Source organism: Thauera butanivorans NBRC 103042 (genome assembly GCF_001591165.1).
In the GTDB taxonomy this organism is placed as follows: Bacteria; Pseudomonadota; Gammaproteobacteria; order Burkholderiales; family Rhodocyclaceae; genus Thauera; species Thauera butanivorans.
The window spans coordinates 20,082-40,577 of record NZ_BCUG01000049.1; the positions used below are offsets into that span (position 1 = coordinate 20,082).

A 20,496-nucleotide genomic window follows, 5' to 3' on the forward strand; every position below is an offset into this window, starting at 1 on the left:
CGCTTTCCCGCCGAGGGAGAAGGGGAGGAGCGATGCGGGCTGCCAGGCCTCAGCCGGCGAGCGCCTTCAGCGCCGCCACCTGGGCGCTGATCGGCGCGGGAATCGGCATTTCGCCGGCCAGCATGGCGCGGATCTGCGCCGCGTTGTCCGCCACCGACGGCGCATCCGGCAAAGTGCCGAGCGGCGGCGCACCGCCTTCCTCGCCCGCCACGCCGATCGACGCGATGCCGTCCCGGTAGACCTTCATTTCCGGGCAGCGCCGCGGGTTGGCGTGGATTTCGCCTTCGGTGCCGCGCAGCAGCATGGCGCGGCCGCTCGGGCTGGTATCGGCGCGAAGAAAAGCGTCCATGCGCTCGAGATATTCGGGATGGGTGACGGCGACCACCCGCACGCTGCGGCCTCGGCAGGGGTCGAGCAGCTTGGCGACGATGTGGCCGCTGGCACGCACGCCCATGCGCGTGCGCAGCGCCAGCAGCGGCTCGAGGCCGGGCAGCAGCCTGTCGGCGCCGATACAGGCCAGGCGATCGGCCGCCAATTGCCGCGATGCATCTTCGGCACCGGCGGCGGGCTGCAGGCCGAGGGCGGCGAGCAGTTCGAAAGGGCTCACCCGGGTGTCGAAATCGTGCCGGCCCTGGATCAGCACCGGCACGCCTTCGCGCGCCAGCAGCATCGCCACCAGCGGCATCAGGTTGGACTGGCGGCGGGCGCCGTTGTAGGTGGGCAGCACCACGCAGCGCGGGCCGTCGGGCACCGTCAGCTGCACCGTCCGCGCATCCATCGCCTGCTTGAAGCCGATCAGTTCCTCGAGCGATTCGCTCTTGATGCGGAAGGCGATCAGGATGGCGCCGAGCTCGATGTCCGCTACCTTGCCGTCGAGGATGTCGCCGAACAGGCTTGCCGCCGTGGCAGTGTCGAGTGAACGCGCGCCCTTGGCGCCTCGTCCGATTTCCTTGATGATTGGGCCGTAGTTCATGGCGGCGATTATGGGCATGTTTGCAACCGCTCACCAGCCCGCCCTGTGCCCCAACCCCGAATACGGAGCGAATACGGAATGGAAGTCGGATTCATCGGACTCGGCCTCATGGGCCGGCCCATGGCATTGAACCTGATCAAGGCCGGCCACACGGTGCATGTCTGGAGCAGAAGGCGCGAATCGATGCAGCCGCTGCTCGACGCCGGCGCGAATGACGCCGCCAGTGCGGCCGAAGTCGCCCGCCGTGCGGAGATCACGATCAGCATCGTCGCCGATGCTCCCGATGTCGAGCAGGTCACGCTCGGCGCCGATGGCGTGGCCGACGGCGCTTCTGCCGGCCACATCCACATCGACATGAGCACGATCGCGCCGGCGGCGGCGCAGTCGATCGCGGCGCGCCTGGCCGAGCGCGGCGTGAGCATGATCGATGCGCCGGTGTCCGGCGGCGAAGTCGGCGCCATCGCTGCGACGCTGACGATCATGGCCGGCGGCGACGCGGCGGCGTTCGAACGCGCGCTGCCGCTGTTCCAGGCCATGGGCAAGTCCGTCACCCGCATCGGTGACAGCGGCGCGGGCCAGGTCGCCAAGGCCTGCAACCAGATCCTGACCGGCGTCGGCGTGGCGGCGGTGGCCGAGGCGCTGAACTTCGCCAACAAGAGCGGCGTCGACGCCGCCAGGGTGCGCGAGGCGCTGCTCGGCGGCTTCGCCTATTCGCGCGTGCTCGAGAATCACGGCCAGCGCATGCTCGAGCGCAACTTCAAGCCGGGCTTCAAGGCCTGGATGCACCAGAAGGACATGCGCATCGTCATGGAAGAGGCGCACCGCCTCGGCCTGGCGCTGCCGTCGTCGGCGGCGACGGCGCAGATGTTCAACGCCATGGTCGGCAGCGGCCTGGGCGAAGACGACTCGGTGGCGATGCTGAAGCTGCTCGAAGGCATGAGCGGCGGCAGCGGCAAGTGAGGGGGCGGACATGAAAGTCGGTTTCGTCGGACTGGGGGTGATGGGTGAGCCGATGGCGCGCCATCTGCGTACGGCGGGGCATGATCTGGCGGTGTGGGCGCGCCGGCCGGAGTCGGCGGCAGCACTGGCAGCCGAAGGCGTGCCGGTGTGCGCCACGCCTGCCGAACTGGCGGCGCGCAGCGAAGCGGTGATCACCATCGTCACCGCCAGCGCGGACGTGGATGCGCTGGCTTTCGGCGAGCAGGGCCTGGCCGCCGGCTTCGCGCCCGGCGCCGTCCACGTCGACATGAGCACGATCGCGCCGGCGATGGCGCGTTCGCTGGCCGAGCGCTACGCCGCGCGCGGCATCGGCTTCGTCGATGCACCGGTGTCCGGCGGCGGCCAGGGCGCGCGCGAGGCGACACTGGCGATCATGGCCGGCGCCGACGAGGCCGTGCTGGCGCGCGTGCGGCCGCTGCTCGAGGCGATGGGCAAGCGCATCGTGCACATCGGCCCGCCGGGAGCCGGCCAGGTGGCCAAGGCCTGCAACCAGATGATCATGGTCTCCGCCATCCAGGCCTGCGCCGAGGCCGTCAGCCTGGCCAATGCGCACGGCGTGGACGCGGCGGCGGTGCGCAGCGCGCTGATGGGCGGGTCGGCGGCGTCGCGCGTGCTGGAGGTGATGGGAGCGAAGATGGTCGAGCGCGACTTCGCCGCGGGCGTCGAGGCACGGCTGCACCACAAGGATTTCGCCCTGCTGATGGACGAGGCGGCCCGGCTCGGCGCGCCGCTGCCGGTGGCCGCTCAGGTCTGGCAGCAGCTCAATGCGCTGATGAAAGCAGGCTGGGGGCAGGACGACACCGCCAGCCTGCTGCGGGTGCTCGAAAGCTGAGCCCAATGCTCTTCGCTTGGGAGATTTCCCTCTTGATGTAGGAGCGGCTTCAGCCGCGAAAGGCGCTTGTTCGCGGCTGAAGCCGCTCCTACGGTGAAAGATACGCCTGCTTGAACGGAACGGTATCGAAGCTAAGCCTGCGGCTTGCCGTACCAGCGGAAGCGCTCGATGACTTCCGCCATTTCCTCGGTGGACAGCAGCACCGGCGGGCCGAGCTGCAGCGTGCGCCAGTACTGCTCGCACAGGGTTTCGAACTCGATTGCCAGTGCCAGCGCGTGCTGCAGGTCGCGGCCGAACACCACCATGCCGTGGTTCGCCAGCAGGCAGGCGTTGCGCCCGTGCAGGGCGGCGATGGCGGCATCCGACAGCGCCTGGGTGCCGAAGGTGGCGTAGCGCGCGCAGCGCACGGTGCTGCCGCCGAAGCGCGCGATCATGTAGTGGAAAGGCGGGATGTCGATGCGCTGGCAGGCGAGCGCGGTGGCAAAGGGCGCATGGGCGTGCAGGATCGCGCCGGCATCGGGAAAGGCGGCGTAGATGTCGCGGTGCAGCTGCCATTCGGACGAAGGCGCGAACAGGCCGCGCCAGTTGCCGTCGGTGCCGACGACGGCCATGTCTTCCGGCCGGCCGTGTTCGGCAGGCAGCCCGCTCGGCGTGATCAGCATGCAGGCCGGCGACGGCAGGCGCATGCTGGCATTGCCCGCGGTGCCGACGTTCAGGCGTGCGGCGCCCATCGCGCGCATGGTGTCGAGCAGGGCGGCGCGCAGTTCCGGGCTGGCATCGGCGTCCGGCGGGGTCGGCTGCGCGGCAGCTGCGGCACTCATCGTGCTGCCTCGGGGTAGAGGCCGGCGAGTCGACCGGGTACGGCGATGCCGCGCTCGGTGATGATCGCAGTGATCAGCGATGCCGGCGTGATGTCGAATGCGGGGTTTGCGGCACGGGTGCCGGGCGCTGCCTGGCGCAGTTCGGCGAGGCCGCCGCTGGCGTCGATGCCGCGCAGCACGCAGAGCTCTGCCGCGCCACGGTCTTCGATCGGAATGGACGGCCCGTCCGCGCAGCCGAAATCCAGCGTCGAATGCGGCGCGGCGATGTAGAAGGGCACGCCGCTTGCCCGTGCGGCGAGCGCCTTCAGCCAGGTGCCGACCTTGTTGGCGGTGTCGCCGTTGGCGGCGATGCGGTCGGCGCCGGTGATCACCAGGTCGACTTCGCCGCGCATCAGCAGCAGGCCGGCGGCGTTGTCGGCGATCAGCGTGTGCGGCACACCGGCGGCAGCCAGTTCCCAGGCAGTCAGCAGACCCTGGTTGCGCGGCCGGGTTTCGCTGACGAAGACTTCCACGGCAATGCCTGCGGCCTGCGCGGCATAGACTGGCGCCAGCGCGGTGCCGGCGCCGCAGGTCGCGAGCCAGCCGGCGTTGCAATGGGTCATCAGCCGCACCGGGCCGGGGCGGCGGGCGGCGATCGTTTCGATGAGTGTCAGGCCGTGGCGGCCGATGGCGTCGCAGGTCGCGGCGTCGTCGGCGCGGATCGCTTCGGCTTCGGCCCAGGCAGCGGCCAGGCGGTCGGCGGCGGGTAGCGGCCGCAGCAGCGTCGCCATGCGCGCCAGCGCCCAGTGCAGGTTGACCGCAGTCGGCCGGGTGGCGGCCAGCGCCTGCAGGGCATGCTCGAGCGCCGGGTCGCTGCTGTCGTGCAACAGCGCGAGGGCGACGCCGTGGGCGGCGGTGGCGCCGATCAGCGGCGCGCCGCGCACCTGCATGTCGCGGATGGCGCGGGTGGCGTCGGCCAGCGTGGCGAGGCGCAGGGTCTCGCTGCGAAAGGGCAGCGCCGTCTGGTCGAGGATGAGGGCCGCGTCGCCGTCGCGGCGCAGCGTGGGAATGGGCTGTTCGAACATTCTGGGATCCCGTTTGCGCCGGAGTCAGGCTGTGCCGAAGGCGGCGTCGAGCTTTTCGCAGGCGGCGGCCAGCGTCGCTTCGTTCTTGGCGAAGCAGAAGCGCACCACCTTGTCGTCGTGGCCGTCGGCGAAGAAGGCGGACACCGGGATTGCGGCGACGCCGACTTCGCGGGTCAGGTATTCGCAGAAGGCGGTGTCGCCCAGGTCGGAGATCGCGTCGTAGCGGGCGAGCTGGAAGTAGGTGCCGCGCGAGGGCAGCAGCTCGAAGCGCGAGCCGGCCAGCGCACTGCGGAAGAAGTCGCGCTTGGCCTGGTAGAAGGCGGCCAGGCCGGCGTGGCGCGAAGCGTCGGCCATGTAGTCGGCAAGTGCGAGCTGCACCGGTGTATTCACCGTGAAGACGTTGAACTGATGCACCTTGCGGAATTCCGCCATCAGTTCGCGCGGCGCCACCACGTAGCCGACTTTCCAGCCGGTGATGTGGTAGGTCTTGCCGAAGCTCGAGACCACGAAGCTGCGCTCGGCGAGTTCGGCGTGGGCGGCGCAGCTGGCGTGGGCGACGCCGTCGAAAACGATGTGTTCGTAGACTTCGTCGGCGACGATGATGATGCCGGTGCCGCGAACCAGCTCGGCAAGGCGGTCGAGGTCGGTGCGCTGCCAGACGGTCGCGGTCGGGTTGTGCGGCGTGTTGATCATGATCATGCGGGTGCGCGGCGTGATCGCCGCCGCCACCGCCGTCCAGTCCGGACGGTAGTCGGGTGCGGCCAGCCGCAGCCGCACGACCTTGCCGCCGGCCAGTTCGATCGACGGCACGTAGGAGTCATAGACCGGCTCGAACACGATCACTTCGTCGCCGGGATGCACGCAGGCCGCCACGGCGGTAAACAATGCCTGGGTGGCGCCGGCGGTGACGGTGATCTCCGCCTCGACGTCGTAGCGCGTGCCGTACAGCGTTTCGATCTTGGCGGCGACGGCTTCGCGCAGCGGCAGGCAGCCGGCCATCGGCGGATACTGGTTGTGGCCGGCACGCATCCAGTGCGCGACGCGCTTGAACAGGACGTCTTCGGCGTTGAAGTCAGGGAAGCCCTGCGACAGGTTGATCGCCCGGCATTCCTGCGCCAGGCGCGACATGATGGTGAAGATCGTGGTGCCGACGGCGGGCAGGCGCGAACCGAGCGGAGCGGGAAAGTGCGGCATGGTGGGCAGGAGAGCGGATGGAGCCGCCATTGTCGCAAAGAGCGCACGGGGATGGCAGCACAGCGGCGGCAGACTGCAACGGCCGGCATGGCGACGAGCCTTGCCGGCAGGCCATGCCGGAGCGCCAGGGCGGCAAGCCGTCGCCGCAGGGTGGCGAGGAGCGGCGTGCTAGAATCCGGCGCGTCTTCATCCTGTCCGGCGATGCCTTTTTCGCCCTGCCTACCGTGCGCAATCTGCTGATCCTCGTTCTCGTCATTGCCGGCATCTGGTGGATTCGGCGGGCGATGGCGCGGATCGGGAAAAAGCCGGCCAAGAGCAGGAATGGCCAGGCGGATGCCGCGGCCGAGCGCGTGCTGGAGTGCGCGCATTGCGGCCTCAACGTGCCCGAGTCCGAAGGCGTGCGCGAGCACGGCCGCTTCTACTGCTCCGATGCGCATCGGCTCGCCGGGCCGCGGGAGTGAAATGAGCGCGGCTGCGTCGATCGCCATCGAGCGTTCGCGCCTCGTCTCGCTGCATTTTCTCAACCTGTTCCGGCTGGTGCTGGCGGGGCTGTTCGTCGTCGCGGGCGAGGAGCTGGGGTTGGGAAGCGAGATGCCGGCGGTGTTTCGCGTCGTTGCGTACGGTTACGTGGCGAGCGCCCTGGTGCTCGGTTTCCGCGAAGTGGCCGGCTATCTGGGCGAATCGCACGCGATCGCGCTGCAGGCCGTGATCGACGTCGCAGCGCTGTCGCTGATGATGTGGGCGAGCGGCGGCTACGGCAGCGGCCTGCCGGTGCTGATGATGGTGATGCTGGCCGGCGTCGGCCTGGTGGCGGAAGGGCGCATGGTGCTGTTCTTCGCTGCGCTGGCGACCATCGCGGTGCTGATCGAGAACGCATGGCGCCTGGCAGTCGGGGACCAGCCGGTCGATTTCCTCAAGGTCGGCATCTTCTGCACCGGTTTCTTCGGCATTGCCTTGATCGCCCGTCTGCTCGCCTCGCGGGCGCAGGCCAATGCCTCGCTCGCGGCGGAGCGCGGCGAGGCGCTGGCCAAGCAGCAGGCGGTCAACGAACGCATCATCCGCGACATGCAGGATGGCGTGATCGTCGCCGACGCAAAGGGTCGCGTGCTGCAGTCGAACCCGCAGGCGGCCGTGCTGCTCGGCATGACTGCGTCCGCTGCGGGCTCGCTCGAAGGGCTGCAGCTGCTGGACGTCGATCCGGTGTTCGACGAACTGATGTGCGGACGCCATCCGGATGGCCGCCTGCTGCGCATCGGCCCGGGCGGACGCCTGATGCGCTGCCGCGTGGTGTATGGCGAGCAGCAGGGCGCCGAAGGGAGCGGCTTCCTGATCTACCTGACCGATTTCGAGGATATCCAGCGCGGGCTGCAGCAGACCAAGCTGGCGGCGCTGGGGCGCCTGACTGCCAGCATGGCGCACGAGATCCGCAACCCGCTGTCGGCCGTGACCCAGGCGGCCGAGTTGCTGCGCGACGAGAAGCGCGGCGAGATGCAGGGGCGGCTGGTGCGCATCATCAACGACAACGCGCATCGCATCGAGCGCATGATCCGCGACGTGCTGGCGCTCGGCCGGCGCGAGCAGGCGCTGCCCGAAGCGCTGCCGCTGGCGCAGTTCGCCGCCGAAGTGATCGAGGCGCGGGCGTTCAGCGATCCCGCCGAGCGCGATCTGTATGCGATCGAGATCGAGCCCTCGCTCAGTTTCGCCATCGACCGGGCACATCTGCACCAGATCCTCGACAACCTGCTGGCGAATGCGCGGCGCTACTGCTCGGGCAAGCCTGCGGCCGTACGCCTGCATGCGATGGCCTTGGCGGGCGAGCGCGTTGCGCTGCATGTGCGCGACGATGGCCCCGGGCTCGACGAGGCTACGCGCCTGCATCTGTTCGAACCTTTCTTCACGACCCATGCCAAGGGCACCGGCCTGGGGCTGTACATCGCACGCGAGCTGGCCGAGGCCAACGACGCCACCCTCGAACTTGCGGCGAACGGCCCGGGTGCGGATTTCGTCCTTGAAGGGCGCCAGAAACCATGAGCATCCACGAACGCCGCCACCGTCCTGCATCCGTCGACGTCCTCGTCGTCGATGACGAGGACGACATCCGCGAACTGCTGGAGCTGTCGCTGCTGCGCATGGGGCTGGGCTGCGACACGGCCGGTTCGGTGGCCGAGGCGCGTGCCTGCCTGGAGCAGCGGCGCTACCGCCTGTGCCTGACCGATATGCGCCTGCCCGATGGCGAAGGCTTCGAGCTGGTCGAGTACATCCAGCAGCATCTGCCCGGCCTGCCGGTGGCGGTGATCACGGCGTTCGGCAGCATCGACACCGCGATCCGCGCGCTCAAGCTCGGCGCCTTCGATTTCGTCACCAAGCCGATCGCGCTCAAGGTGCTGCGCGAACTCGTCAGCCATGCGCTCAAGCTCGAACCGGGCGCCGGGGCGGATACGCCGGATGGACGCAGGCTGATCGGCGCTTCGCCGGCTTTCCAGCAACTGCGCAGCCAGGCCGAGAAGCTGGCGCGCAACCAGGCGCCGGTGTTCATCCACGGCGAGTCGGGTACCGGCAAGGAAGTCATCGCCCGCCTGATCCACGCGCTCGGTGCGCGCGCCAACGGGCCGTTCGTGCCGGTCAATTGTGGTGCGATCTCACCCGAGCTGATGGAAAGCGAGTTCTTCGGCCATCGCAAGGGCAGCTTCACCGGCGCGGCCAGCGACAAGGAAGGCCTGTTCCAGGCTGCTCGCGGCGGCACCCTGTTTCTCGACGAGATCGGCGAGCTGCCGCTGTCGATGCAGGTCAAGCTGTTGCGCGCGCTGCAGGAGCGGGCCGTGCGCCCGGTTGGTGCGCATGCCGAGGAGGCGGTGGATGTGCGCATCCTGTCGGCTTCCCACCAGGATCTGGCGCGGCTGGTGGCCGAAGGCCGCTTTCGCCAGGATCTGTTCTTCCGCATCAACGTGATCACGCTGCGTGTTCCGCCGCTGCGCGAGCGCAGCGAGGACATTCCCGCGCTGGCCGAACACATCCTCGCCCGCGTCGCCGAGCGCGAGGGTACGACACCGCGCCGCCTGTCGCCTGCGGCGCAGGCGGCGCTGCAGCGCCATTCCTTCCCGGGCAACGTGCGTGAGCTGGAGAACCTGCTCGAACGCGCCTGCGCCTTGTGTGAAGGGGACGAGATCGGTGTCGAGGACATCGACCTGTTGCAGGTAGAGTTTGCGTCGCCGGTGGCGGCCGTACCTGCAGCGATGTCCGGGCCTGGTGCAGCAGTGGAGCCGGGCATGGCTGACGTCGGTGGCTACGATCCCGAGGCTGATGGCGAGATCGAGCGTCTGCGCGTGCTGCAGGCGCTGGAGCAGACACGCTGGAACCGCAGCGCGGCGGCGCGCAAGCTCGGCATGACGCTGCGCCAGTTGCGCTACCGGCTGCAGAAGTGGGGCATGGAGTGATGTTCAGGCCCGTACACGGACCTTGCCGTCGGTCGCGTGGATGAGGTGCGCGGCGAAGGCGGCGCGGACTTCGTCTTCGCCATGCACCAGCCGCACTTCGGCCGGGAGATGGCGCATGCGGGTGATGAAGCGGGTCAGATCGTCCCGGTCGGCATGCGCCGAGTAGCCCGACAGCGTGTCGATGCCGGCACGGATGCCGATGCGCTGGCCGTCGATATCGACGTAGCCGCCGCGCGGGCCGAAAGCCTGGATGGCGTGGCCCGGCGTGCCGCGCGCCTGGTAGCCGACGAAGACGACGTTGTGGCGGGCGTCGCCGAGCATGGCCTTGAGGTAGTTCATCACCCGTCCGCCCGCGCACATGCCGCTGGCGGCGATGACAACGGCAGGTTCGCCGCTGCGGGCGAGGCGCTGGACGTTGGCGAGATGGGCGTCGTGGCCGTCGATCGCCACCAGCTGTGCGTAGCTCAGCGGCTGGCGCCCGGCGCGTAGCCGCGCTTTCGCCTCGGCGTCCCAGAAAGGCTGGAGTTCGCGATAGAGCTGGGTGAAACGGCTGGCCAGTGGCGAGTCGAGATGGATCTTCAGCGCTTCCCAGCGTGCGGCATGGCGCCCGGGCTTGCGGCGCTGGCGGTGCAGGATGTCCTCGAACTCGTACAGCAGTTCCTGGGTGCGGCCGATGCTGAAGGCCGGGATGATCACCGTGCCGCCATCTTCCAGGGCGCGTTCGACCACGCGGCACAGGCGTTCGCGGCGATGCCGCCTGTCCTCGTGGATGCGGTCGCCGTACGTGCTTTCGAGCACGACGAGATCCGCCTGCCAGGGTGGGCGCGGCGCGGGCAGCAGTGGCGCATGGGGCGCGCCGAGATCGCCCGAGAACAGCACCCGGCGCCGTTGCGGCCAGGCTTTGCCGGAGAGGTCGAATTCGACGTAGGCCGAACCCAGGATGTGGCCGGCACGCTGCAGCCGGACCCTGCAGGTGGTGTCCGCACCGCGGTAGAGCGTGTGCCATTGGCGGTAGGGCAGGGGGCGGATGCGCGCCTCGACCATCTGCAGGTAGCGCTCGACCAGTGCCCTGTCGCGGGTCACGCCGACCTGGAAGGCGTCGGCAAGAACGGTCGGCAGCAGGCGCGCAGAGGGTTCGCTGCAGAAGATCGGTCCGCGGAAGCCGGCGGCCAGCAACCACGGCAGGCGGCCGCAGTGGTCGATATGGACGTGCGTCAGGACCAGTGCGCCGATGTTCGACACCGGAAAGGGAATGTCGAGCCGGTCTGCGCCGGCACTGCCGTCGGGAGAGGTTTCCGCGCCCTGGAAGAGGCCGCAGTCGATCAGGACGCTCTGGTCGCCGTCGATGAAGAGCTGGTGGCAGGACCCGGTGACACCGTGCCGTGCGCCGTGATGGAGGATGCGGGGGTTCATGCGGCGATTCCATCTGTCATGAATCCCGGCTTGCCACCGGGATGGCCCCCTCGGCGCCTCGCCGGCGTCATTGTTCGAGGCGGCGCAGGTATTCGCGTGTGAACATGCGCTCGGGCAGGTCGCGGACGTTCATCGTTTCGTAGGTGAGGATGGAGACTTCACCGCGCTTGAGGGCGTCTTCCATCACCAGGCGGGTGGGGCGCAGGCGGCCGGCCAGCTCCTTGAAGTCCTCGTAGAGGGCAGTCTTCAGCAGGCGTCCGGAGAGCGCATAGAACTCGGCCTTCAGCGGGCGCTTGTCCTGCTCGGCGATCCAGTATTTGACCCTCGAATAGGTGACGCTGCGATCCACCGCGACGAGGTCGAGCACGATCGCCGGCTGCCCGTCCAGCGTTTCCTCGCCGATGATGCTGGGCGTGTAGTCGCCGGCGAAGTTGGCACGGGCCAGGTCGCCGTTGGCCACCTGGCCGGTGAGGCGCTGAGCCAGCGACAGGCGCACGGGCTGGGAGACGCTGGGCATGAAGATCCACAGATCGCGGCCCCGCATCAGCAGCGCCTGGCCGCGCTCGGAGGCAGGCTCGGTGGTCAACACGATGGTGTTTTCGTTGCCGCGCGACAGGATGCGGAACTTGCGCTGATCCGTCTGCTGACCGTCGCTCAGGTTGCGGATGGTGATTTCGGTCTGGAAGCTTTCGCGCGGGAAGCGGATTTCGTCGGCATGCTTGACCATTTCGATGGCTTCGGGCGTCGCCGCGGGGGCCGCCGCCGATCGTGCGTCCGGATCCTGGGCATGCGCCTGCATCCAGGCAGGCAGCAGCACGGCGCCGGCCAGCAGGCCGAGCATGCTGCGGCGCAGTCGGCGTTCATGATTCATCGCTTGGCTCATGGATGCTATCCTCTTGGCGGTTTTCATCAATTCGTCACCATCCAGATGGCTATTGTTCGGGTCGAAAACGTCAGCAAACACTATCGTCTGGGTGATCAGGACGTGAAGGCGCTGACCAATGTGTCGCTCGCGATCGAGCCCGGCGTCTTTCTGGCCATCGCCGGTCCGTCCGGCAGCGGCAAGTCTACACTGCTGAACATCATCGGTTGCATCGATACGCCGACTTCGGGGCGCGTCATCATCGACGGCCACGACGTATCGGGAAGGACGCCGGACCAGCTTGCCGACGTGCGGGCGCGGACCATCGGCTTCATCTTCCAGACCTTCAATCTGCTGCCGGTGCTGTCGGCGGCGGAAAACGTCGAATACCCCTTGCTGCAGCTCAAGGAGCTGTCGAAGGCCGAGCGGCAGGAGCGGGTGAAGCATTATCTCGAGGTCGTCGGCCTGAGCAAGTACGCCTCGCACCGCCCCAACCAGCTGTCGGGCGGGCAGCGCCAGCGCGTGGCGATCGCGCGCGCGCTGGCGACGCATTCCAAGATCGTGCTGGCCGACGAGCCGACCGCCAACCTCGACAGCAAGACGGGGACGAGCATCCTGAAGCTGATGCAGCGGATCAATCGCGAATCGGGCACCACCTTCGTCTTTTCCACCCACGATCGAAAGGTCATGAACATGGCGGACCGCCTGGTGCGCATCGCGGACGGTGAAATCACCGCGCTGGGCATGCGATCGGACGACCAGTGGATGTTCGTCCAGGATCAGCGCCCCAAGGGCGAAGTCGAGCCTGAAGTCTAGGAGTATTCATGTCTGTGATTCGACGCGCCGCGCTGGCGCTCGCCTGTGCCTCCTTCGCCCTGTCCGGATTCGCCGCCGAGCAGGCGGTGGAGGATGCCGAACTCGATGCCTTGCTGGATCTCGGGGCCGCCAGCGAAAGCGGCTCCGGCATCCGTTTATCGGGCTACGGCGAACTGGGTGCTGCCTATACCTATGCCGACGACGAGCGCTGGTCGCGGCTGCGCGCCCGGCTCGAGCTGGCCGCCAGCGGCAGGCTGGGGGAGCGGGCGCGCTGGAAGCTGTCCGCACGGGCCGATGCTGACGGTGCTTTCGATCTCGAGGATGACTACTATCCGTCCGCCGTCCGCAGGGATCAGCGCCGCGATGCCATCCTGCGTGAAGCCTGGGTCGATTTCGGCGCGGGCGACTGGGAGTTCCGGCTCGGCCGCCAGCACATCATCTGGGGTGAGATGGTCGGCTTCTTCTTTGCCGACGTGGTGTCCGCCCGCGACATGCGTGATTTCCTGCTGCCCGAGCTCGAGGCCATGCGCATCGCCCAATGGGCTGCGAGGGCGGAGTACTTCGGCGGGGAGACGCATTTCGAGATGATCTGGATTCCGAGTCCGAGCTACGACGACATCGGCAAGCCGGGTTCGGATTTCTACATGTATCCACGTCTGCCTGCCGGTACCCGGGTGAAGGAACGGGAGCCCTCGGACAGCCTTTCGAACAGCAATTGGGGCCTGCGGATCTCAAGGCTGATCGGCGGCTGGGACATGAGCGCGTTCTACTATCGCAGCAGCGACATCACGCCCACGCTGGGCCTGAACCCCGCCACGACGGGGCTCGAACTGACGCATGAGCGGATTCGCCAGATCGGCGGCACGTTCAGCAAGGACATGGGCAGCTTCGTCCTCAAGGGCGAAGCCGTGCATACCAGCGGCCGCAGCCTCAACACCTTCCTGGAGGATGGGAGGATCGGTCTGGAGAAGACCGACATGCTCGACTACGCCTTCGGTGTGGATGTTCCGTACCGGGATGTGTGGCGCTTCAATCTGCAATACTTTGCCCGCTGGCTCGACAGGCACGACGAGCGGATGGAACTCGATCGCGAGGAGCGCGGCGTGACTTTCCAGGTCGTGCGCGAAATCGGCAGCACCGTCGAACTCGAGCTTCTTGCCGCAGCCAGCCTCAATCGCAGCGATTACATGCTGCGTCCCAAGCTGAGCTGGAAATTCGCGCCTGAATGGCGCGCCACTGCGGGCATGGACATCTTCCACGGACCCCAGCAGGGTATGTTCGGCCGCTTCGACGAGCGGGACCGCGTTTATATGGAAGTCCGGCGCTGGTTCTGAATCGGGCTGGATGTCACCAGCGCGCGCTGAAGTGCTTCGAGTTCGGCGCGCCTCTGGAACATCCGGTAGAAGCTGCGCGAATCGTCATCGGAGCGGCCGGCATGCGTGTCGATCAGATGATCCAGCCGTTGCTGGCAGAGATGCATCAGCACTGCAGGGGCGCCGACTCGCGGGCAGATCTTCTCCGGGCCGACCATCTGATAACCCAGCAGGCGCCGATAAAAGCCGGCATGGCGCGGATGGACCTCGATGAACACGTCGGTGACGCGGTAGGTCAAGCGGGCGATGATGTACAGGATCTGCATCATGCCTGCCAGGGCTTCATGCGAACTGTGCTCGGGATCCATCGCCAAGCGTGTGATTTCGCACACTTGGCCGCCGTTTTTGCGTGCCGCGTCGATTTCGGCGCGATAAAGTGTGTCTGCTAGGAGACCTCTGCCTGCGTCAAGGCATAAAGTCAAAGTGGCGACGGCGTGATCGCCCTTGCAGGCTGCGACCGTGATGTCCCGCTCGTCCAGGCTTTCACCCTGGCCGTAGGGGAAAAGGCCGCGTGAGGAGTACATTCGCTCGATGAGCCGAGCCGTGTTGCGCTTGAGTGCCTCCGTGCCGTTGGCGATGCGGAGTTCGTAGCCATCCCGGATCAGCCTGAAATCGGGGTTCAGGCGAAAGGAGTCTGCTGGGTGCTGTGATTTCCAGGCCGGTGCCGGATTCAGGGTGGTGCCGGGAAAGAGGGCGAGTGCATGATGTGAGCGGGTCGCCAGGTCAACGGCGCGGCGCTGAGAGGAAGCGTCCATGGGTAGTGCGATCCTTCGCGTTCGTTCGTTCGTTCGATTACGCCCTTGTCCTAGGTTGGCGCATGTTCGGTGTCGACTTGCTTCTTCGAAAACCCCGGCACTCTAGCCAGCAGACGCACACAGCAGTGTAAGGGATTGTGTGCATTTGTTCCTCGGAACATATTACACAGCTTTGTAGCATTTTGCTGAGGCTTGTCGTCGTATCATAGCGGGCTATGAATCCTGGGAGGAACTAGAACATGATCCGGAAGTCTTCGAGTGTGCTCGCCTGGGTGTGGCGCGCTGTGTTCATGCTGGCTGCAGGGGCGCTGCTTTCCGCCTGCGCAAGTTCGTATCCGCCGGCGCCGGCTGCCGCTGCCGACTCGGAGTACAACTACGTGATCGGGCCGGGCGACAACGTCAACATCGTCGTCTGGCGCAACCCCGAGCTGTCGATGTCGGTTCCTGTGCGGCCTGATGGCAAGATCACCACGCCGCTGGTCGAGGATCTGCCTGCAATGGGCAAGGATGCCTCCACGCTGGCACGAGACATCGAACAGGAGCTCGCCAAGTTCATTCGCGATCCGGTGGTGACCGTGATCGTCACCGGTTTCGTCGGCCCCTACAGCGAGCAGATCCGGGTGATCGGCGAAGCGGCCGAGCCCAAGATCCTGCCTTATAACCAGAAGATGACGCTTCTCGACGTCATGATCGCCGTCGGCGGCATGACGGAGTTTGCCGATGGCAACAACGCGACCATCCTGCGTACCGCCGAGGGCAACAAGCAGTACAGCGTCCGCATCCGTGACCTGGTCAAGCGCGGCGATGTCTCGGCAAACGTCGAGATGCGTCCGGGCGACGTCCTGATCATCCCGCAAAGCTGGTTCTGATTCGCCAGTCCGCCAACCTCCGGAGTCCGCTCGGCGCGCCTGCGCTCGGTGGCGGATTTCGTGTCGATGAAGAAGTCTGATGGAAGAACTCGTAACTCAAATCGTCGGCTACCTGCGCGGTATGTGGCGCTTTCGCTGGTGGGGGCTGGCATTCGCATGGGTCGTGGGGGTCGCCGCGGGTGCCATTGTTTATTTCATGCCCGACAGGTACGAGTCGACAGCACGTATCCACGTCGATACGCAGTCGGTGCTGAGGCCACTGATGTCCGGGCTTGCCGTCCAGCCCAACATCGACCAGCAGATTGCCATGCTGAGCCGGACATTGATCAGCCGGCCCAACGTCGAGAAGCTGATCACGATGGCGGATCTGGATCTCGACGTGCGTACGCCCGAGCAGCGCGAGGCGCTGATCGGCAGGCTCATGAAGGATCTGCAGATTCGCTCGGCGGCCAGCACCAACCTCTTCATGCTCGCCTATTCGGATACGCGGCCGGAACGTGCCCAGCGCGTCGTTCAGTCCCTGGTTTCACTGTTCGTCGAGTCAGGGCTGGGTGGCAAGCGCCAGGATTCAGATGCCGCGCGTCGCTTCATCGAAGAGCAGATTCGCAACTACGAGCAGAAACTGGTCGAGGCGGAAAATCGCGTCAAGGAGTTCCGTCTGCGCAATATGACGTTGCTCGGCGATGGTGCCAGGGATTACGTCACGCAAATCGCCATGATCACTGGGCAGCTTCAGCAGGCCCAGCTCGAATTGCGCGAGGCGGAAAATGCACGTGATGCGATGCAGCGCCAACTGGTGGGTGAGGAGCCTGTCCTGCTGCCGCAGACGCCGCCCAGCTCTGCAGTCTCGATTCCGGAGATCGATGGTCGTATCGATGCGCTGCAGCGCAATCTCGATGATCTGCTGCAGCGCTACACCGAACAGCATCCCGATGTGATCGGAGCACGCCGCGTCATCGAAGAGCTCGAAGGGCAGAAGCGCAAGCAGATCGAGGAGATGCGCGCACTTGGCGGCGGCTCCCAGTTCGGGGCGCTGAACTCCAATCCGGTTTTCCAGCAGATGAAGCTGGCCCTGGCCGAATCCGAATCCCGCGTCGCCTCGATGCGCGCGCGCGTCGGGGAGTACCAGGCCCGCCTGGATCAGTTGCGCGAGCTTGCCAAGCGCGTGCCCGAGATCGAGGCCGAACTGGCACAGCTCAACCGCGACTACGCCGTGCATAAGACCAATTACGACAGTCTCGTGGCACGGCGTGAGTCGGCCACGATGTCGGTCGAGATGGATGCCCAGGGCGGGGTCGCCGATTTCCGCGTGATCGATCCACCCACGCTGCCCACCAAGCCATCGGCGCCGAACCGCGTCCTGCTGCTGCCGCTGGCGGCACTGGCCGGCCTGGCTGCGGGGTTTGCGCTGACTTTCCTGGTCAGCCAGTTGCGTCCCGCATTTGCCGACGGACGCAGCCTGCGCGAGATCACCGGGCTTCCGGTCCTGGGGGCGGTATCGATGCTGCAGACCACTGAGCGCAGGAACAAGCGGCGGCGTGGGCTGGCGGCGTTCGGAGGGGGGGTCGTCGCGTATGCCACGAGCTTTGCCATTGCCGTCGCAGTGCTGAACTTGATCCAGGGTTGAATGGAAACGACACGATGAGTCTTATCGAAAAAGCGGCACAACGCCTTGACCAGTTGAAGCAGGCCTCGGGCGAGTCCGCAAGCGAGTTGCTGGCCCAACCCCCTGCGATCGACAAGCCCGAAGCCGAAACGGCTGCCATCCGGTCGTCCGAAGTGCCCAAGGCAGCTGCTGGCCATGCATTCAGCCGCGTCGTGTCGCGGGTTGCGCAGATCGACCTGCAGCGCTTGCATTCCCTCGGTCTGGTGACGCCGGATCATCCTCGCAGCAGCATCGCCGAAGAGTATCGGGTCATCAAGCGCCCCTTGTTGCGCAATGCCACGGCAACCGGTGCGGCCAAGATCGACGACGGCAACTTGATCATGGTGACCAGCGCCTTGCCGGGCGAGGGCAAGACCTTCAATGCGGTCAACCTCGCCATCAGCATGGCGATGGAGCTCGACTACACGGTCCTGCTCGTCGATGCGGACGTGTCGCGCCCTTCGGTGCTCAGGCAACTCGGGCTGCCGCCGGAGAAGGGCCTGATGGACGTGCTGGCCGGGGACGTCACCGACCTCAGCGAAGTCCTGATGCGCACCAACATCGAGAAGCTCTCGATTCTGCCCGCGGGCATGCCGCATCAGCGTGCGACCGAGCTGCTTGCATCCGATGCCATGACGCGCCTGCTCGAGCAGATGGCGAGCCGCTATCCGGACCGGATCATCGTGTTCGATTCGCCGCCTTTGCTGGTAACCACCGAGTCACGTGTACTGGCCACGCACATGGGGCAGATCGTCGTGGTGGTGGAAGCCGAACGTACCACGCATGCCACGGTCAAGCAGGCGCTTTCCACCATCGAGAACTGCCCCATCAAGCTGATGGTGCTGAACAAGTCCCGGGGGCAAGGGGCTGGTTCGATCTATGGTTATGGCTATGGTTACGGATATGGCGAAGCACCGCGTGAGCAGGCGGCCTGAGATGCGTATGCGGACGACGCCTGCGCTGTCGATACTTGCGCTCGCCATGTTCATGGCGGCGCCAGTGGCGGCGCAGACGGTGACCATCACTCCTCGTCTGGATACCCGTCTGACATGGACGGACAATGTCGATACCTCGGACGATGCCCAGCAGGACTGGATCGCCGAGATATCGCCAGGCATCGGTATATCCCGTGCATCAGGGCGTTTTCGCGGTTACCTGAATGCCAGCCTGCGCAATCTGGTTTACGCCCAGGAAACCGACAAGAACAAGACTTATCTAGCCTTCCGCGGCAACGGTGAATTCGAGGCCATCGAGAATGCGGTGTTCATCGCGCTGGCGGGCTCGATCAGCCGTACCGATACTTCGGCATTTAGCCGTCGAGGTGCCGGCGATTCGCTCAGTGCCGACAAGGCTGACGAAACGCGCATGTGGTCGATCGCACCGCGCTACCAGTTCAGGTTCGGTGATGCGGGCATCGGGCGCCTGGGCTATGAATCCCGCTGGCTGCAGGGCGGCAGCGGGACCCTGGCAGATACTCGGCAGGAGCGCTGGACACTGGCGGTATCCGATCCAAGTGCCCTACGCCTTTTCGGCTGGGGTATCGACCTGGCGCGCACCGACACGACCTTCGAACAAGGTTCAGGCCGGGACGTCACCCAGGAAATCGGTCGCGCCACCTTGTTCGTCAATATCGATCCGCAATTCAGGCTGCGGCTGATCGGTGGCTATGAGTCCAACGACTATGATCTGGTCGAGGGAGAAGAAGGCTCCATCTGGGGGGCGGGTTTCGACTGGTATCCGACCGAGCGCACCAGCATTTCCGCCATTGCCGAGGATCGGATCTTCGGTACTGGCTACGACGTTCAACTCCAGCACCGCATGGCCCGGTCTACGTGGAATTTCTCGGCTAGTCGCGACATCTCGTCCACTCTCGACGAATTGGCGGGGGGAGAAGTGCTGGATCCGGTGTTCCAGCTTTTCTATCTCCTCACCGATCCGAGCCTGCCCGAAGCCGAGCGCATGCGGCTGGCTCGCGCCGCTTATGAGCGTGCGGGCGGTGTCGGCATCCGTACCAATGCTTACTTCCTGCAACGTGCGATCGCTGCCGGCGTGTCTTTCAGTGGTGCGCGCAATACCCTGTCGTTCTCCGTTCGGCGTGCCGAACGCGAGCGCCTGAGTACTCTGGCAGGCTTCCTCGCTACCGACGATTTTGCCGAGTTTGATTACACCGATACGCGCTCGGTGTCGGTCATGTTGCTGCACCGCTTGACGGGCACGTCGAACCTGAATGGCTCGATCACCCGCTCCAAGACCGAAGGCCAGGGGAGCAGCAATCGCGATGTCGATCGCCTGCTCTTCAATATCGGCATCACACGCCAGCTCAGCCCGGATACGACGGCCGGCCTCAATTATCGTCACAGCAAGACAACAGGCACGAACGACTACACCGAGAACTCCATCAGAGCCACTCTCGGAATGAGTTTCTGAGCGGATCGCAGATGTACGAATCATTCTTCAAGCTCAAGGGCAAGCCTTTCCAGCTCAACCCGGATCCGACCTTCTTTTATGGCAGCCGCGGCCACAAGCGTGCGATGGCCTACCTGGAATATGGTCTGCACCAGAGCGAAGGCTTCATCGTCATCACCGGCGAGATCGGTGCGGGCAAGACTACCATCGTGCGCAGCCTGCTCGAACAGCTCGACCCGGCGCAGGTCGTCGCGGCCAACCTCGTCAGCACCCAGATCGATGCCAGCGACATGCTGCGCATGGTCGCAGCGGCTTTTGGCGTGCCGGCCGGCAATCTGGACAAGGCCGGGCTGCTGCTTGCGCTCGAGACCTTTCTGGTATCGGTCGCTGCAGCCGGCAAGCGTGCGCTGCTGATCGTCGATGAAGCGCAGAACCTGACGCCGGCCGCGGTGGAAGAGCTGCGCATGCTGTCCAACTTCCAGCTCGAAGACCACGCCCTGCTGCAGAGTTTTCTGATCGGCCAGCCCGAGTTCCGCGAAATCATGCAAAGCGGCCGGATGCAGCAACTGCGCCAGCGTGTGATTGCCTCATACCACCTCGGGCCACTCGATTCGCAGGAAACCACGGGCTATATCGAGCATCGCCTCCGCCATGTCGGCTGGAGCGGCGACCCCATCTTCGAGTCCGGCGCCTACACCGCAATCTACGGCTATACGGGAGGCATTCCGCGCAAGATCAATACCTTGTGCGACAGGCTGCTGCTCGGTGCCTATCTGGCGGACCGCCATACGGTCAGCGAGGCCGACGTGCGCGAAACCATCGATGAACTGAAAGAGGAGTTCGCCGCCTCGCGCCCGTCGGATGCCGCAACGCCTGTGCAACTGCCCCAGGGCCTTGCGCTCGAGCGGCTGCAGGTATCGCCCGAACTCGTGAACCAGGTCGCGGAGATGGCCGCCAACACCGATATCCAGCGCATCGAGGCGCGCCTGACCAGTCTGGAACATTCGGTGTCCGCCACTCTGAACGTACTCAAATCAGTT

The 20,496-nt window shown here is 66.1% G+C and carries 19 protein-coding genes; 12 read left to right on the forward strand and 7 right to left on the reverse strand.

What is annotated here, in order from left to right; all coding sequences use genetic code 11:
- Window positions 1-49: 49 nt before the first annotated feature.
- Window positions 50-973, reverse strand: coding sequence for a DNA-binding protein YbiB (gene ybiB, locus TBU01S_RS17370; protein ID WP_068638433.1), 924 nt, complete (start codon window positions 971-973; stop codon window positions 50-52).
- A 78-nt stretch (window positions 974-1,051) separates the two neighbouring features.
- Here ybiB and TBU01S_RS17375 point away from each other — a divergent pair, with 78 nt between their 5' ends.
- Together TBU01S_RS17375 and TBU01S_RS17380 are read left to right on the forward strand one after the other, a co-directional pair.
- Window positions 1,052-1,933 carry an NAD(P)-dependent oxidoreductase gene (locus tag TBU01S_RS17375; RefSeq protein WP_068638434.1) on the forward strand — a complete coding sequence of 294 codons (882 nt, stop codon included), beginning with the start codon at window positions 1,052-1,054 and terminating at the stop codon, window positions 1,931-1,933.
- Window positions 1,934-1,943: 10 nt separating this feature from the next.
- Entirely contained in the window at window positions 1,944-2,804 is an 861-nt protein-coding gene (locus TBU01S_RS17380) for an NAD(P)-dependent oxidoreductase (protein ID WP_068638436.1), read from the forward strand.
- A gap of 131 nt (window positions 2,805-2,935) precedes the next feature.
- Here the strand turns inward: TBU01S_RS17380 and TBU01S_RS17385 are convergent, their stop codons facing one another.
- Genes TBU01S_RS17385 through TBU01S_RS17395 form a run of 3 tightly spaced genes read right to left on the reverse strand, consistent with a single transcriptional unit; the run spans window position 2,936 to window position 5,883 of the window.
- On the reverse strand, window positions 2,936-3,625 hold the full coding sequence (locus TBU01S_RS17385; RefSeq protein WP_068638438.1) for a class II aldolase/adducin family protein: 690 nt from the start codon (window positions 3,623-3,625) through the stop codon (window positions 2,936-2,938).
- On the reverse strand, window positions 3,622-4,689 hold the full coding sequence (gene mtnA / locus TBU01S_RS17390; protein ID WP_068638440.1) for an S-methyl-5-thioribose-1-phosphate isomerase: 1,068 nt from the start codon (window positions 4,687-4,689) through the stop codon (window positions 3,622-3,624). The genes TBU01S_RS17385 and mtnA overlap by 4 nt, the downstream gene beginning before the upstream one ends.
- Window positions 4,690-4,713: 24 nt before the next feature.
- Entirely contained in the window at window positions 4,714-5,883 is a 1,170-nt protein-coding gene (locus tag TBU01S_RS17395) for a pyridoxal phosphate-dependent aminotransferase (RefSeq protein ID WP_068638442.1), read from the reverse strand.
- A 113-nt stretch (window positions 5,884-5,996) separates the two neighbouring features.
- Between TBU01S_RS17395 and TBU01S_RS17400 the strand changes: the two genes are divergently transcribed.
- From TBU01S_RS17400 to TBU01S_RS17410, 3 genes are read left to right on the forward strand one after another with little or no spacing between them, the layout of a single operon-like run.
- Entirely contained in the window at window positions 5,997-6,344 is a 348-nt protein-coding gene (locus TBU01S_RS17400; protein WP_245650963.1) for a PP0621 family protein, read from the forward strand.
- Window position 6,345: 1 nt separating this feature from the next.
- Window positions 6,346-7,914 carry a sensor histidine kinase gene (locus tag TBU01S_RS17405; protein WP_068638467.1) on the forward strand — a complete coding sequence of 523 codons (1,569 nt, stop codon included), beginning with the start codon at window positions 6,346-6,348 and terminating at the stop codon, window positions 7,912-7,914.
- Window positions 7,911-9,317 carry a sigma-54-dependent transcriptional regulator gene (locus TBU01S_RS17410; protein WP_068638444.1) on the forward strand — a complete coding sequence of 469 codons (1,407 nt, stop codon included), beginning with the start codon at window positions 7,911-7,913 and terminating at the stop codon, window positions 9,315-9,317. Before TBU01S_RS17405 ends, TBU01S_RS17410 begins: the two co-directional genes overlap by 4 nt.
- Before the next feature lie 3 nt (window positions 9,318-9,320).
- On the opposite strand, the gene TBU01S_RS17415 is transcribed toward TBU01S_RS17410, so the two are convergent.
- Window positions 9,321-10,730, reverse strand: coding sequence for an MBL fold metallo-hydrolase (locus TBU01S_RS17415; RefSeq protein WP_068638446.1), 1,410 nt, complete (start codon window positions 10,728-10,730; stop codon window positions 9,321-9,323).
- A 67-nt stretch (window positions 10,731-10,797) separates the two neighbouring features.
- Complete coding sequence (locus TBU01S_RS17420; RefSeq protein WP_245650964.1) at window positions 10,798-11,613, reverse strand: outer membrane lipoprotein-sorting protein; 816 nt, start codon at window positions 11,611-11,613, stop codon at window positions 10,798-10,800.
- A 45-nt stretch (window positions 11,614-11,658) separates the two neighbouring features.
- Between TBU01S_RS17420 and TBU01S_RS17425 the strand changes: the two genes are divergently transcribed.
- The gene (locus TBU01S_RS17425; RefSeq protein ID WP_068638450.1) at window positions 11,659-12,408 is read left to right on the forward strand and encodes an ABC transporter ATP-binding protein; all 750 of its coding nucleotides are present in this window, start codon (window positions 11,659-11,661) and stop codon (window positions 12,406-12,408) included.
- Window positions 12,409-12,416: 8 nt separating this feature from the next.
- Complete coding sequence (locus TBU01S_RS17430) at window positions 12,417-13,742, forward strand: DUF1302 family protein (RefSeq protein WP_068638452.1); 1,326 nt, start codon at window positions 12,417-12,419, stop codon at window positions 13,740-13,742.
- Here TBU01S_RS17430 and TBU01S_RS17435 read toward each other — a convergent pair.
- A complete protein-coding gene (locus TBU01S_RS17435; RefSeq protein ID WP_068638454.1) occupies window positions 13,715-14,536 on the reverse strand; it encodes an N-acyl amino acid synthase FeeM domain-containing protein in 822 nt (273 codons plus the stop codon). The two genes, TBU01S_RS17430 and TBU01S_RS17435, sit on opposite strands and share 28 nt — an antisense overlap.
- A gap of 290 nt (window positions 14,537-14,826) precedes the next feature.
- Here TBU01S_RS17435 and TBU01S_RS17440 point away from each other — a divergent pair, with 290 nt between their 5' ends.
- The 5 genes from TBU01S_RS17440 to TBU01S_RS17460 form a co-directional block, all read left to right on the forward strand.
- On the forward strand, window positions 14,827-15,405 hold the full coding sequence (locus TBU01S_RS17440) for an XrtA/PEP-CTERM system exopolysaccharide export protein (RefSeq protein WP_245650966.1): 579 nt from the start codon (window positions 14,827-14,829) through the stop codon (window positions 15,403-15,405).
- A 79-nt stretch (window positions 15,406-15,484) separates the two neighbouring features.
- Complete coding sequence (locus TBU01S_RS17445; protein WP_068638455.1) at window positions 15,485-17,032, forward strand: XrtA system polysaccharide chain length determinant; 1,548 nt, start codon at window positions 15,485-15,487, stop codon at window positions 17,030-17,032.
- A gap of 14 nt (window positions 17,033-17,046) precedes the next feature.
- Entirely contained in the window at window positions 17,047-17,985 is a 939-nt protein-coding gene (locus tag TBU01S_RS17450) for an XrtA-associated tyrosine autokinase (protein WP_068638457.1), read from the forward strand.
- A gap of 7 nt (window positions 17,986-17,992) precedes the next feature.
- Window positions 17,993-19,477 carry a TIGR03016 family PEP-CTERM system-associated outer membrane protein gene (locus TBU01S_RS17455; protein ID WP_245650965.1) on the forward strand — a complete coding sequence of 495 codons (1,485 nt, stop codon included), beginning with the start codon at window positions 17,993-17,995 and terminating at the stop codon, window positions 19,475-19,477.
- Between the two features lie 11 nt (window positions 19,478-19,488).
- Window positions 19,489-20,496, forward strand: a 1,008-nt coding sequence (locus tag TBU01S_RS17460) for an XrtA/PEP-CTERM system-associated ATPase (protein ID WP_068638461.1), incomplete at its 3' end; no start/stop codon positions are given.